Genomic DNA, 13,803 nt, shown 5'->3' on the forward strand with positions numbered 1-13,803 from the left:
TTAAAAGATTTTTTGCTGATAAAAAAAACCGTCTTAATCATTAGAAAAAGACGGCTCTTTAATTTTTTATTTGGCTGCCCAAGTATTATTGTCTGGTGTAGCGTCCATGAAAATTCCACCATCCAACGTAACTTTTTTAATTTGCTTTTTGCCTTTTAAAGCTACTGAAACTGAGTTTTGGTTTTTCTCCCAAACTGCCGGAGTCTGATGTACTGTTTCTGTTGTATCATCAGCATAAACAATATTTACATCAAACGGAATGGCAAATCCTCCTTTGTTTTCGATAGCAACTGTGTTTTTTGAAACGTCTTTAACCGAAAGATCAATGTAATTGTTGGTAAAGAACCAGTTATTGAAAAACCAATTTAGGTTTTTTCCTGAAGCTGTATTCATTGAATTAAAATAATCCCACGGAATTGGGTGTTTTCCGTTCCAGGTATCCATATAATGGTGCAGTGCTTTTTTGAATAAATCGTCTCCAAGTAAATCTTTTAAAGCGATATAAGAAAGAGAAGCTTTTCCGTAAGAGTTATTTCCATAACCCGGGCCAGAAACTTGTGTAGACATTGTGATTATTGGCTGATCTTCTTCTGTTGATTTATCATTGATATAATCTTCAACTCTAAATTCTTTATAAAATTTATCTGCTGCTTCTTTCCCGTGTTCAGCAATTCCAATTAAATATTCAAAAGTTGTTGCCCAGCCTTCGTCCATAAAAGCATAACGTGTTTCGTTGATTCCCATATAAAAAGGAAAATAAGTATGTGCTACTTCGTGATCCTGAACTAATTGAGCAAATTTTGGATCATTCATTTGTGAATCGTTACACATCATTGGATATTCCATATCTGCAAACCCTTGAAAAGCCGTCATTTTAGAAAACGGATATGGAACTCCAGGCCAGTTATTTGAGAAAAAATCTAAAGCGTATTGATTGTTTTTAATTGAATTTACAAAATCAGTTCCTTTTACATCATAAGCTGCCTGAACGCTGGCGCGGCGATTTGTTTTTTTATCTACCACAACGCTGCTTGCATCCCATAAATAATGATCGCTTAATCCAAAACATACATCTGAGATATTTTTAACTTCAAATTTCCAGACATTCCATTCATTTTGTTTCGTCACGATACCGCTTTTCATTTCCTGCTCGTTTGCGATATGCAGGATTTCATCTTTTACATAAGATTTTTTCAAACGTGCTGCAAACTCAGGCTGTAAAACCTCATCTGGATTTAAGAAATCTCCGGTTGCATAAACCACATAATTTTTAGGTGCTTTTACAGAATATACATAATCGTTGAAATCATTATAAAATTCCTGACGATCTGTGTGCGCTAATCTGTCCCATCCATTATAATCATCAAAAACAGAAACTCTAGGATAACTATACGCTACAAAAAATGTAGTTTCGTCAATTTGTCCTTCTCTTCCGCTTTCTTTAGATAAAGGATAATTCCAGTCGATATTAATGGTGATTTTAGAATGTGGTGCAATTGCTTTTTTCAGTTTCACATTTCCAACTGTTCCCCAGCTTCTGGCATCTTCTTTATAGACTTCGTCTGCCACTTTTAGAGACGTAATCGTTAATCCGTTACTTAAAAAATCATCACTTACGCTTCCGCCTCTTGGTGAAGAAGGTTTATGAAGATTGTTTACAAAACGAATCGCAAGATTTCTTAAACTATCGTTACTGTTGTTTTCGTAAACGATTGTTTCTGTTCCGCTGACCAATTTTGTTTTGGCATCAACAGTAATATCCATTGTATATTTTCCGTGGTTCTGCCAATAGTTTTTTCCAGGTTTTCCGTCTTTAGAACGAGTACCTTTGGCGTAAGCTTGTTGAATATTTCTAGGCATATAAAGCTCTTGTGCAAAGCTGGTTTGTGCCAAAAACAAAAATGCAATAAATGCAAATTGAGATAGTTTTTTTTCCATAAGTTGTTTTTTGGTTTGATGATTAAATGATGTTAATAAGTCACAACTTTTAAAATAATGTTACAAAACTTTATAAAATTATATTTTTAAAGAATAGAAACAACACAAAACCTTAGAATCTTAGAACCTCAGCATCTTAAAAAAGAAAAACCGCCTAATTCAAGAAGAAAAAGACGGTATCTACAATTAATATATAACCTTGATACTACAAAATATAGTCGGTATTAATAAAATTTGATTCCTTGCTGTTTAGCAATTCCTGCAAAATTTCATTGTTATAAGCGATATCTTTTGAAGCGACAAACGTACGAATTGAGAAAGAACGCAAAGCATCTGGAATACTTAAAGTACCAACTGCAGAATCTTTACGACCTGTAAATGGGAAAGCATCCGGACCTCTTTGGCAAGAACTGTTTAAGTTCACGCGGCATACTAAGTTTACCAAAGCATCGATAAGCGGTGCAAGGGTTTTAATATCTTTTCCGAACAAACTTACCTGCTGTCCGTAATTAGATTCAGCCATGTCTTCTAACGGCTGCTGAATATCTTTAAAAGAAATAACTGGAACTACCGGCCCAAATTGTTCTTCGTGATATACACGCATTTTGCTGTTTACCGGATATAAAACGGCTGGGAAAATAAAATTATCGGTATGTTTTCCTCCTTTTTCATTCAGGATTTTAGCGCCTTTACTTGTTGCATCGTCAATTAATCCCTGAATATATTTTGGTTTATCTGTTTCTGGAAGCGGCGTTAATGCAGCTCCTTTTTCCCATGGATTTCCAAATTGTAATGCGTCTACTTTTTCAGAGAATCTTTTGTTGAATTCTTCTATAATAGATTCGTGAACATATAAAACTTTTAATGCTGTACAACGTTGTCCGTTAAAAGATAAAGTTCCTGTAATACATTCCTGAATTGCCAAATCTAAATCGGCATCCGGAAGAATAATCGCCGGGTTTTTTGCTTCTAATCCTAAAATTAAACGAAGTCTGTTTTTATTTGGATGTTGATCCTGTAAAGCAATCGCTGATTTACTGTTTCCAATTAATGCCAAAACATCAATTTTACCCGATTTCATAATTGGCGAAGCGACTTCTCTTCCTCTACCGTAAACGATATTGATAACACCTTTTGGAAAACTGCTTCTAAAAGCTTCTAACAATGGCGAAATACATAATACACCATGTTTAGCTGGCTTAAAGATTACAGTATTACCCATAATCAAAGCCGGAATCAATAAAGAGAAAGTTTCGTTTAATGGATAATTGTAAGGTCCAAGACATAAAACTACTCCAAGAGGTCCGCGGCGAATCATAGCGTTTACACCCTGCACTTTTTCAAAATGTGCGCTTCGTCCGTTTAATTCCTTGTAGCTGGCAATTGTATCATAAATATATTCGACAGTTCTGTCAAATTCTTTTTGAGAATCGCCAAGGTTTTTTCCAATTTCCCACATCAAAAGTTTCACTACTTCTTCGCGGGTTTCTTTCATTTGTGTAACGAAATTCTCCATGCATTTAATACGGTCAGCTACTTTCATAGTTGGCCATAATCCCTGTCCTTTATTGTAGGCCGTATTTGCAGCTTCAACAACTTCGGCAGCTTCTGCTTCTGCCATAAACGGAATAGATCCTAATAATGTCGGCGTATATTTTTCTGTAGAAGAAATAGTCGAAAAAACAGGTGTGGTTTGTCCTGTCCATTGTTTCAACTCTCCATTTACAAGGTAAGTGTCTTGATTTATAAGGCTTTTAATCTCAAACTCTTCTGGAATTAAACTCATAATCTGGTAATTTTTATTTGGTTATTAATAGTGGTTTAATGAAAAAAGAGGCTTTTTTATGCCTCTTTTTTCATTTTATGGTTGTACGGTTTCGCCTTCCCAGTCCAGGATTCCGCCTAGCAGATTATAGGCATTTTCGATGCCCAATTCATTCATAACCTGGCAAGCTTTTGCACTTCTGGCTCCAGAACGACAATACACGTAGTAGTTTTTATTTTTATCTAATTCTTCGATTTCATAAATAAAACCCTGACCTTTATTGATATCAATGTTTAAAGCATTTTCAATATAGCCATCATTAAATTCGTCTTCAGTTCTTACGTCCAGTATAACTGCATTCTCGTCAGCAGCAAGCTGATTAACCCAATCTTCTTGTGATAAATTCATAATAAATGTGTTTTTGTAAAATTACGACGTTTCTATTAATTAAAAACGTACCAAATGCGATTTCGATTATTATTCTCAGAAAACGTTTTAGAGAAAGTATTATAATCAGTGAAACACAAATTTACTTACTATTTTTAAAAATACACCCTAGAAAATCGATAGAAAATAGGATTTTTTCATTTGCCCAAAATACCTTCAAATATAGTTTTCTGACAATTTATGACAGCCGAATCTATTATCTTTGTAAAAAATTATAGTATTTAATCTCTTTTTGATAAAAGTATTCGCCATGAATTACACTAATTTTCACGAATTAATTTTTGGAATTTTGTAAAATTCGCGCCAAAAAAATAATTTTCAACATATAGAAAAACATCCAATATTTCAAAAAAACATCCGTCATCAATTCAAAAATAAACGCAAACCTAATTTGTGAAAATTCGTGTAATTCGTGGCAAAAAAAATATAATACATGCAAAATTCATTAAAAACCATCTTTCCTAATTTCTCCAGCGAACTTATTGCTACTATTGAAGAAAACGGAAGCCATCAGGATTTTGAGGCCGGAACTATTTTAATGCGTACCGGACAGTATATTAAAAACACTGTTTTGATTACGAAAGGAAAAATCAAAATTTATCGTGAAGGTGAAGATGGCGGCGAATTTTTAATGTATTACCTACAGCCCGGACAAGCCTGCGCCATTTCTATGATTTGCACCGCTAAAAGCGAAAAAAGTCAAATCATGGCAAAAGTGGTCGAAGATGTTTCGGTTATGATGATTCCGCTGCAAATGATGGACAAATGGATGATGGAACACCGTTCGTGGTATGAATTTGTTATTGAAACTTACCGAAGCCGTTTTGAAGAAGTTCTGGAAGTTGTCGATAATATCGCTTTCCGTTCTATGGATGAGCGTTTGGAATTTTACCTAAAAAGACATTCTGATGCCTGCGGATGCTCTGAAGTCAAACTTTCACATCAAGAAATCGCTACTGAACTAAATACCTCGAGAGAAGTTGTTTCCAGATTACTAAAAAAAATGGAACAGCGAGGTTTGGTCAAACTAAACCGAAACCAGATTGAATTATTAAACACAAATTTCACTAATTAACACAGGTTTGATTAGTGAGAAATGTCAGTTCGAGCGAAGTCGAGAACCCGCAAAGCATTTCGACTTCGCTCAATGTGACAAACTTTATCTTCAATTTTAAACACATAGAAACATAGATTTTTTTCTTGGTTAAAGGTTGAAATAAATAATACATTATTTACACATAGCTATGTGTATTCATGAAAAGTGAAACGCCTTTTTTTGAGTTAGTAAAGCTATGTCTCTATGTGTTAAAATTTATCTGCTCAATGCAACAAATAATCTGTGTAAACCCGTTCCATCCGTAAAATCTGTGGGCAAAAATTTACTTCTGTGATAAATGTTACTGTAGGATTCTAATTTCCGAAGCAACTTTGCATAAAAATAAATGCAATGGAATATTTAGGATATTTTGCTTCAATCATTATCGGGGTTTCGCTGGGTTTAATTGGCGGTGGCGGATCGATATTGACAATTCCTATTTTGGTGTATTTATTTAAAGTAAATCCAGATCAGGCCACTTCATATTCTTTATTTATTGTTGGCTTAACCGCTTTATTCGGAAGTTATAGTCATTATAAAATGGGGAATCTTAAACTGAAATCAGCTTTATATTTTGCTATTCCTTCTGTAATTTCAATTTTGATAATTCGTGAAGTTATATTTCCTCAAATTGCTGCGACACTTTTTTCTGTAGCATCTTATACCGTTTCAAAAGATTTTCTGATTATGATTGTCTTTTCGGTTTTAATGATAACGGCGGCAATTTCGATGATTCGAAAAAACCTTCCAGAAGTAAAAAGTACCGAAACCAATTATGTTCAATTAAGTTTCATTGGATTTTTAGTTGGGATTGTAACCGGATTTCTTGGTGCCGGAGGCGGGTTTTTAATAATTCCTGCACTTTTGTTTTTTGCCAAATTACCAATGAAACAAGCTGTTGGAACTTCATTATTGATTATTACAATCAATTCTTCAATAGGTTTTGGAGGAGATTTATATATAGGAACTCCAATCGATTATTCTTTTTTATTAGGAGTTTCTGGAATGGCACTTCTTGGAATGTTAATTGGAAGCCAGCTTTCTAAAAAAATCGACGGAACTAAATTAAAACCGCTTTTTGGCTGGTTTGTTCTCGTAATGGGATTTTATATAATTGCTAAAGAGGTTTTGTTTTAGAAGTTATTTTCTCCCGCAGATTTGGCTGATAACGCAGACTTTTTCTTTAAATATTTTTGAATTTAGTTTCACTTGTAGATAATCTTTGTCAAAGTTTTAAACTTTGACAAAGATGAAACTATCTAAATTATTTTCTTCTCGGCAGTTTTAGTTGGTTTTCTATAAAATAAATACCTCAAAACCAAAGTATAAAAAGTAAAAATAGAAGTCGTTAAAGTTCCAACAACAAATAAAAACTCCGTTTGCGATAAAATAAAGAATTTATACGATGCGCCTGCTCCGTGCAGTAAAATAACAAGAGCAATAAAAATCGCCCATCTTGACGAAAAAATAAAAGCTTTTTTAGCATTTTCCTGTCTTAGCTTTCGCTCTAAACTTTCATTTGCCTGCTCGATTTCAAATCTTTTAAGTTCAATATATTCCGAATGGCTTTTAGGATCGTAAGGTCTCATTAAATGATCTTCTTTTTCTGCCTCTTTCGTCACATCTTTTGGAACATTAATAATATCGTTTCCTAAAGCACTTTCCGGTAATTTTTCTGCTAAAGTTCTTTCCATTAACTATTTAGTTTTTCCTGATAATATTCTTTAATTAAATCATTTCCAATAACAACATCATGTGATCCGTCCCAGGTTTGCCACCACGGACTTCCCTCTTCATGCGTTAATGCCGAAAGCTGCAATCCGGATAAACCTTTGTAATTATTCCAGATTTTTTTCAAGAACTCTTTATCTTCTTCATTTAATGGCGTTTTCGCAGATATATTCAACAAAAACGGATCGACTGGATCTTTCCCAAACATTCGTATGGCATAATACAAATCTGGAATAACTGCACCGTATTTCCAAGCCTGAATCTCGTTTTCAAAAAGCGGCTTTCCAGTAATTCCCAAATGCCATCCATCCGAAATATAAGTCAGCTTTAGCAATTTCATTGGATCAAGTCCCTGCCCTTCTTCTTTTGCTAATTCTATGAAGTACTTGGCTATATCAAAACAATTATACATTTTCTAAAATTTTAATTATTTCTCTTCTAACAAAACTAAGAAAATCCCAACCAAATACAATATTTGTAAAAATTATATTAAAAAAAATTAATGAGAAGTTTTTGGGCGTTACCTTCGGCCGGGCTATCCGCTTGTATCTTTTTGTTTTTAAAGAAAAAACAAAAAGGATACCGCTTCTATCCCTAACGCAAACCCGGATAAATAACTTTATAGTTTTTCAATAAATTGCCTCCAGTTTTAGCTGGAGGTAAGCGAATCTAAATAAAAAAGGCTTTAGCCAAACTTTACGATTTGGGCTAAAGCCTTCTTAATATCAATAAAAAAACCTCCAGTTAAAAGTGGAGGCTATTGATCTTATACCAAAATTTACTTAGCGTTGTCCGCCAGAAACAGCGATAGTTTCACCAGTAATCCAATATGAATCTTCAGAAGCAAGAAACACAGCAACTTTCGCAATATCCTCCGGTTTCCCTACACGGGCTAGAGGCGTTTCAGATACGTGCCATTTTTCTGCATCTCCATTCATAACTCCGGAACTATGAGAACCTTCTGTTTCGATCAGTCCGGGATTAATAGAATTGACACGAATTTTCATTGGACCAAATTCTTTTGCAAGAATACGCGTCATGGCATCAACAGCGTATTTAGTTTGTGTATAAACCAATGTAGTTGGCATGTCAAGCGTTGACACTATCGAACCTACATTAATAATAGCACCGCCTTTATCACCAAATAATTTCGCCGCTTGCTGAATCGTCAATATACTTCCCAAGACATTAATATTAAACATACGGTGAAAAGATTCTTCGGTAATATCTTCAATACCTGCAAAGCTGTAAACACCTGCATTATTTACCAAAATATCAAGCTTACCAAATGTTTTTGCAATTTCTTCAAAAATGCGTTTTACATCAGCTGCTTTTTCAACATTACCTTGTATTGCAATTGCTTTTCCGCCATTAGTAGTTATTTCTTCAACAACTTTATCGGCGTCATTCTTATTACTAGCATAATTGACAACCACTGTTGCGCCCTGATTTGCGTATGCTTTAGCGATTCCCGCGCCTATACCTTTTGATGCACCAGTTATTAAGGCTACTTTACCATTTAATTTTTCTGAATTTTCCATTTTAACTTTATTAATTATACGTTGTTAATTGATAAAGCAAAGTTGGGTATTAAGTCAGGCTGAAAAGTTGAAGTATCTTAGGAAAAAAGGTTGAACTAGTTCAACCTTTTTTCTTTACTTTTTCATTACGTATTTTCGATAAAAACTCTGTAGTCATATTAAGATAAGATGCGAGGGCGTATTGTGGCAGGCGCTGCGCAACTTTTGGGAACTTTTCCAAAAACTCCGTATAACGTTCTTCTGCATTTTGCGTAAGCGTTGCAATAATACGACGCGCAAAAAATGCCGCCGACTTTTCGGCCATTATACGAAATAATGTTTCCAGATTATGAGACAACGATTTCAGTTTCTGTTCGGCTTCATGATTTATTTGCAGAATCACGCTGTCTTCTAACGCTACTACAAACATCGTCGCCGGAGTTTGGTATATATAACTATTATAATCGGCTATCCACCAGTCTTCAATAGCAAACTGAATCGTATGCTCGTTTCCTTTTTCATCTACAACATAAGCGCGAAAAGCCCCTTCAAGCACATAAGTTCTGTGTTTGTTTACAAATTCCGGCTGTACAATAAACTGTCTTTTCTTTATTTTTCGCACTTTAAACTCTGACAATAGAGCATCCATTTCGCCCGGCAATAAAACGACTTTCTGATTAATATTTTCAATAAATGATGTCAGGTCTTCCATGGAGTTTAAGTTACAATTTAGAATAGATAAGCAGTTTTATTAATTGCCTCCAGCTTTAGCTGGAGGTAAACAAATCTATATAAATAAAAGGCTTTAGCCAAACTTTACGATTTTGACTAAAGTCTTTTCTGGCTATCAATAAAAAAACCTCCAGTTTAAACTGGAGGCAATTAAATCTAGTAGTTTATTCCCATTTCTGATTAAACCTTAATTCAGACAATAAATCAAACAGTCTATCCAAACTGTAATTTCCAATTGAACCATTATTTTCAATAATTTTCTCTTTGCCATTATCATACGTAATTTTTAGAATTGAGTTACCACTATCTTCTTCATATCCCATGTTCTCATTTTTAAAATTTGCAAAATTCATGTACTCTAATAGTCCTAAAATTTGATTATAATTTTCTTGTTTTATCACAGTTTTGAAAGTTCCTTCTCTGTTATAAGATGTCATTTTTTTCATCTTTTCTTCTTCACTTCCAAAATTAAAACGTTCAGCAAAAAAAGTTGAGTTTCTTTCTTTATCGATTACTAATAAAAACACTGGACAAGTCCCGTAGCAACCAAAAGTCGAAAATTCAATTTTTTCTATAGAATGTTTTGCATATTCTTCATTATAATCAATAAATCCGTCATATTTGTAGATTAGAGTATGTTGTACTACATTATTCCCTTTAGCATTCAAAATTCCTCTTCTTCGGTTATAAACTTCTAATATTGTTTGATTATTTCTCTTTACAATTTTTGGAATAATACAACCTCCACCTATATTAAGATTATATATCTTTACCGAATCTTTTGGAAATTTCATCATAACTAAAGAGCTGAAATTACAGCTAATTGATCTTGATTCATCACAATTATAATCATCCCCGATCAGCAAAAAATCTGTCAAGCCGTTATTATCAAAATCTGCTTTATAATAATATTCGTTAATTTTAAGAGAATCTCCTATTCTTCTACAAATAGAATCTTGAGCATCCCTTTCAGGAGGAAAATCATGTATTTTTTTTAGCTCAAATTTTGCAAATCTTTTACTGTTCGCATGAACATATTTTTCAATTTCTGCTTTATTTTCTAAAATACTACTTTCATTATTCTGGGAATAACAATCGACAAGAAAAAGCAACAGTATGATTATAATTATTTGCTTCATATATTTAATAATTACTTATAAATTGCCTCCAGTTAAAGCTGGAGTAAACAAATCTAAATAAAAAAAGCTCTAGCCGAACTACGATTTTGACTAAAGCCTACTAAATATCAATAAAAAAACCTCCAGTTAAAACTGGAGGCAATTAAATATAATTCTTCTTCAAAAATATTTTTTAGTACCAATATAAATTAAAAGCACCGTAAGGATGTAATTTAAAATTCCAACTTTCTACCTTAATCAATATCAATAATCTCTCTGAAAATATTAAATGTCTTTGAGCACTTGAAACAAATACATCAATTAAAGTATGAGCCAATTTTATATTCATAATATCAAGATTATCAAATACAACAACTAAACCATTTTCTTTGATTTCTATTTCATTTAAACATTCTTGCAACGCATCCCAATTATGCCCGTAATAAACAGGAAAATCGAATTTACTGTGTAAAGAATTATGCATAAATTCTTTATTTGACCATTCTGTACAATCAAAGTTTAAAATATTATATCCTTCGGAGATTAACCAATCTGTATCATTTTTTAAAATTTGATAATCATTATATGGTTTTACAAAACCACGAGCCATTATTGTATAATCTAATCTTTTCCAGCTGTCAGGCCCATTTGTAAATTTAATCATGTTTTTTAAATCTATTTTTGATCTTCGGTTTAAGCCAAATATAACAAACATTTTGGCTAAAGCCGATATCCAAAAAATTAAAAAACCGTTGGTTAAAACCAACGGCTATTAATAAAATTAATTCGTGAAAATTCGTGTAATTCGTGGCAAAAAATAAAAAAATCAATGTTCCCCATACCCAATATCATCCATCTTCCCACTAAAAACTCTATACTGAATAACAAAATAAATAATCACAAGAAACAAAGCCACAAAAAACCAGCTCATTCCGGCATTTAATCCGTATTCTCCGGCGGCAGTATTATAAATTGTTAACGATGAATTTACTTTATTGGTTGAAGGTAGAACATTCGGAAAAATCGAAACAGCTGTTGAAGCAAATCCTCCCACTAAGAAGAAAGTAGAAAACATAAATCCGTAACCGTCTTTTTGAAACGAACGTACTTTAAATAATCCCAGAATTCCAACGAAAGTTAAAAGCGGAAAAAACCAAAGAATAGGGTTTTCAACGAAATTATGAAACGGTTTTGGTTCGATAAAATGCCAAACCTGCAATGAAATACAAACTAAAACCAAAAGAACAATATTCAATGCAAAAACAACTTTTTTAAGTTTCGGATTTAAAGACGAATTTGTTTTATAAATAATCCAGTTTGCACCGTGAATCGTTAAAGCAACAGTACTCACAATCCCAAGGAAAAGTGTAAACCAGTCTATAATTCCCAACTCATTTGCCTGCGGACTAAAAGTTGGATTCCACAAAGGGAGAAAGAAATAATGCGCTTCCTGTGTTGAAACTCCATTTTGTACCATTCCGAGATTTACACCGCGAACAATATTTCCTAAAGCAATTCCGAAAAATAAGGCTAAAAGTAAACTCGCAATTCCGAAAGCCTTATCCCAAATGGTTTCCCACATTGCGTTATGAATCTGTCCGCGCATTTCTAATCCGATAGCACGGAAAATCAAAAGCCATAAAATCATAATCAAAGGCAGATAAAATCCGCTGAAAGAAGAAGCGTATAAAGTTGGAAAAGCAAAAAACAAAACACCTCCGGCAGCAATCAGCCAAACTTCATTAGCATCCCAAAACGGGCCAATAGCGCTTGTAATTGCTTTTTTATCTTTTTCTGTATCGGCAAAAAATAAATGAATAATTCCTGCTCCAAAATCATAACCGTCTAAAACCAGATAAACAGCCAGAATTCCCATTAAAACTACGTACCAAAAAAATTCCATACTTATATTTTTTCTGTTGAAAGTTCCACATGGTGCGGCCCTTTATTGATAATTTTTCCAATCAAAAGTAAAAACAACATTCCCAGTAAAAGGTATAAACCAATAAAACCAAGCAATGTAAACAAGGTATTTCCGGATGAAACTGTTGGCGAAGCTCCGGCAGCAGTTCGCAGTAAATTATAAACCAGCCAAGGCTGTCTTCCTAATTCTGCCGTATACCAGCCTGTTGTATTGGCAATATACGGAAACGGCATCATAAACATAAGCGACCATAAAATCCATTTGGTTTCAAACAATTTTCCTCTAATTAATTGAAAAAGAGAAAGAGCCATTAAACCAATAAAAACCGTTCCGAGTCCCACCATAATATGATAGGCATAATACAATCCTGAAATATTTGTTGGATGCAGATCTTCTTCAAACTGATCCAAACCTTTAATTTCCTGATCCCAATTTCCGTAAGTCAGGAAACTCAAAATGTTAGGAACCGCAATTTTATTATCGAGTTTTTTATCTTTTACATCGGGCTGACCAATTAAAACAATTTCAGAACCTTTCTCTTCGGTATGAAAAATCCCTTCCATTCCGGCAAAAGTTACGGGTTGGTATTTCACCACATTTTTTGCCAGTAAATCTCCTGTCGGAACTGCCACAATAACACTAGAAATCAATCCGAAGATAACTCCCGTTTTAAGGAACAACTTTCCAAAAGAAACATTCTTCTGACTTAAAATATAGAAAGCACCAATTCCGGCAACAACAAAAGAACTTGTCACCAATGAAGCTGCCTGATTGTGCAGATAAGAAGGCCAAAGCCAAGGATTTAAAAACAAAGCCTGAAAATTATTCAGAACAAATTTTCCGTTTTCGAGAATTTCATAACCCACCGGATTCTGCATCCACGAATGTGTTGCAATAATTAAAAATCCGCTGGCCCAGGAACCAATGCAAATTAATAATCCGGTTACAAAATGCCATTTATGTCCAAGAAGTTTTTCTCCAAATAAAAATATTCCAAGAAAAGAAGATTCGAGAAAGAAAGAAAACATTCCTTCCATTGCAAGGGTTTGTCCAATGATTCCGCCTGTTAATTCGGAAAATTTTGCCCAGTTCGTCCCGAATTGAAATTCCATTGGAATTCCGGTTACAACACCCATTGCAAAATTCAGAGCGAAGATTTTCATCCAGAAATGAGTGGCGTGATTGTATTGTTCGTCTTTAGTTTTTAGGTATTTCCATTTGAAGTAAACAATAATGAGCGAAAGACCCATTGTAAGCTGTGGAAAAAGATAATGAAAAGTAATGGTGAACGCGAATTGCATTCGATCATAAAAGAGCATTTCTTCCATAAGTGGTAATTTGTTTATGAAGTTCCACAAATTTAACCATTACAACCCGAATTAATGCCTTTTAAAAAAAGTTTATCACTTGATATTTGTTAAACTTTTCAACAATTTAAAAGTATAAATAACACTTATACGTATAGCAATTTATCAAAGTTTGTCATTTCGACCGAAGGGAGAAATCGCACTATCCCGAATTTTCGGGACGCA

At 33.7% G+C, this 13,803-nt stretch carries 13 protein-coding genes; 2 read left to right on the plus strand and 11 right to left on the minus strand.

Translation table 11 applies throughout. The features are described 5' to 3' along the window. Positions 1–66: 66 nt before the first annotated feature. The 3 genes from B3C18_RS11770 to B3C18_RS11780 all read right to left on the minus strand — a co-directional run bounded on the left by B3C18_RS11770 (position 67) and on the right by B3C18_RS11780 (position 4,111). A complete protein-coding gene (locus tag B3C18_RS11770; RefSeq protein WP_291146883.1) occupies positions 67–1,938 on the minus strand; it encodes a M1 family metallopeptidase in 1,872 nt (623 codons plus the stop codon). Positions 1,939–2,143: 205 nt separating this feature from the next. Next, on the minus strand, positions 2,144–3,724 hold the full coding sequence (locus tag B3C18_RS11775; RefSeq protein WP_291146885.1) for an NADP-dependent glyceraldehyde-3-phosphate dehydrogenase: 1,581 nt from the start codon (positions 3,722–3,724) through the stop codon (positions 2,144–2,146). 75 nt (positions 3,725–3,799) lie between these two features. Next, positions 3,800–4,111 carry a rhodanese-like domain-containing protein gene (locus tag B3C18_RS11780; protein ID WP_053473922.1) on the minus strand — a complete coding sequence of 104 codons (312 nt, stop codon included), beginning with the start codon at positions 4,109–4,111 and terminating at the stop codon, positions 3,800–3,802. Between the two features lie 472 nt (positions 4,112–4,583). On the opposite strand from B3C18_RS11780, the gene B3C18_RS11785 reads away from it, so the two are divergent. Further along, positions 4,584–5,225 (plus strand): Crp/Fnr family transcriptional regulator, encoded by a 642-nt coding sequence (locus B3C18_RS11785; protein WP_291146887.1) that lies wholly within the window; start codon positions 4,584–4,586, stop codon positions 5,223–5,225. A gap of 372 nt (positions 5,226–5,597) precedes the next feature. Continuing rightward, on the plus strand, positions 5,598–6,383 hold the full coding sequence (locus tag B3C18_RS11790; protein ID WP_291146889.1) for a sulfite exporter TauE/SafE family protein: 786 nt from the start codon (positions 5,598–5,600) through the stop codon (positions 6,381–6,383). 122 nt (positions 6,384–6,505) lie between these two features. Here B3C18_RS11790 and B3C18_RS11795 read toward each other — a convergent pair whose 3' ends face one another. The 8 genes from B3C18_RS11795 to B3C18_RS11830 form a co-directional block, all read right to left on the minus strand. Beyond that, on the minus strand, positions 6,506–6,940 hold the full coding sequence (locus B3C18_RS11795) for a hypothetical protein (RefSeq protein ID WP_291146891.1): 435 nt from the start codon (positions 6,938–6,940) through the stop codon (positions 6,506–6,508). Continuing rightward, complete coding sequence (locus tag B3C18_RS11800) at positions 6,940–7,389, minus strand: Panacea domain-containing protein (RefSeq protein ID WP_291146893.1); 450 nt, start codon at positions 7,387–7,389, stop codon at positions 6,940–6,942. Before B3C18_RS11800 ends, B3C18_RS11795 begins: the two co-directional genes overlap by 1 nt. A gap of 370 nt (positions 7,390–7,759) precedes the next feature. Next, complete coding sequence (locus B3C18_RS11805) at positions 7,760–8,518, minus strand: glucose 1-dehydrogenase (protein WP_291146895.1); 759 nt, start codon at positions 8,516–8,518, stop codon at positions 7,760–7,762. Between the two features lie 100 nt (positions 8,519–8,618). Further along, positions 8,619–9,209: a Crp/Fnr family transcriptional regulator gene (locus B3C18_RS11810; RefSeq protein WP_291146897.1), complete on the minus strand. Its 591-nt coding sequence runs from the start codon at positions 9,207–9,209 to the stop codon at positions 8,619–8,621. A 184-nt stretch (positions 9,210–9,393) separates the two neighbouring features. Beyond that, entirely contained in the window at positions 9,394–10,368 is a 975-nt protein-coding gene (locus tag B3C18_RS11815) for a DUF6438 domain-containing protein (protein WP_291146899.1), read from the minus strand. Between the two features lie 172 nt (positions 10,369–10,540). Further along, positions 10,541–11,011: a barstar family protein gene (locus tag B3C18_RS11820; RefSeq protein WP_291146902.1), complete on the minus strand. Its 471-nt coding sequence runs from the start codon at positions 11,009–11,011 to the stop codon at positions 10,541–10,543. Between the two features lie 162 nt (positions 11,012–11,173). Then, positions 11,174–12,250, minus strand: coding sequence for a cytochrome d ubiquinol oxidase subunit II (gene cydB / locus B3C18_RS11825; RefSeq protein WP_291146903.1), 1,077 nt, complete (start codon positions 12,248–12,250; stop codon positions 11,174–11,176). Positions 12,251–12,252: 2 nt separating this feature from the next. Further along, a complete protein-coding gene (locus tag B3C18_RS11830; RefSeq protein ID WP_291146905.1) occupies positions 12,253–13,599 on the minus strand; it encodes a cytochrome ubiquinol oxidase subunit I in 1,347 nt (448 codons plus the stop codon). Positions 13,600–13,803: the final 204 nt, after the last annotated feature.

It is taken from the genome of Flavobacterium sp. UBA7680 (assembly GCF_002482975.1).
Classification (GTDB): Bacteria; Bacteroidota; Bacteroidia; order Flavobacteriales; family Flavobacteriaceae; genus Flavobacterium.

What these genes read in the sequence shown, in the direction of transcription:
- B3C18_RS11800 (WP_291146893.1), bottom strand. Translation starts at nt 7,389, where the DNA reads ATGTATAATTGTTTTGATATAGCCAAGTACTTCATAGAATTAGCAAAA.
- B3C18_RS11785 (WP_291146887.1), top strand. Translation starts at nt 4,584, where the DNA reads ATGCAAAATTCATTAAAAACCATCTTTCCTAATTTCTCCAGCGAACTT.
- B3C18_RS11775 (WP_291146885.1), bottom strand. Translation starts at nt 3,724, where the DNA reads ATGAGTTTAATTCCAGAAGAGTTTGAGATTAAAAGCCTTATAAATCAA.
- B3C18_RS11815 (WP_291146899.1), bottom strand. Translation starts at nt 10,368, where the DNA reads ATGAAGCAAATAATTATAATCATACTGTTGCTTTTTCTTGTCGATTGT.
- B3C18_RS11770 (WP_291146883.1), bottom strand. Translation starts at nt 1,938, where the DNA reads ATGGAAAAAAAACTATCTCAATTTGCATTTATTGCATTTTTGTTTTTG.
- B3C18_RS11795 (WP_291146891.1), bottom strand. Translation starts at nt 6,940, where the DNA reads ATGGAAAGAACTTTAGCAGAAAAATTACCGGAAAGTGCTTTAGGAAAC.
- cydB (WP_291146903.1), bottom strand. Translation starts at nt 12,250, where the DNA reads ATGGAATTTTTTTGGTACGTAGTTTTAATGGGAATTCTGGCTGTTTAT.
- B3C18_RS11830 (WP_291146905.1), bottom strand. Translation starts at nt 13,599, where the DNA reads ATGGAAGAAATGCTCTTTTATGATCGAATGCAATTCGCGTTCACCATT.
- B3C18_RS11780 (WP_053473922.1), bottom strand. Translation starts at nt 4,111, where the DNA reads ATGAATTTATCACAAGAAGATTGGGTTAATCAGCTTGCTGCTGACGAG.
- B3C18_RS11805 (WP_291146895.1), bottom strand. Translation starts at nt 8,518, where the DNA reads ATGGAAAATTCAGAAAAATTAAATGGTAAAGTAGCCTTAATAACTGGT.
- B3C18_RS11790 (WP_291146889.1), top strand. Translation starts at nt 5,598, where the DNA reads ATGGAATATTTAGGATATTTTGCTTCAATCATTATCGGGGTTTCGCTG.
- B3C18_RS11820 (WP_291146902.1), bottom strand. Translation starts at nt 11,011, where the DNA reads ATGATTAAATTTACAAATGGGCCTGACAGCTGGAAAAGATTAGATTAT.
- B3C18_RS11810 (WP_291146897.1), bottom strand. Translation starts at nt 9,209, where the DNA reads ATGGAAGACCTGACATCATTTATTGAAAATATTAATCAGAAAGTCGTT.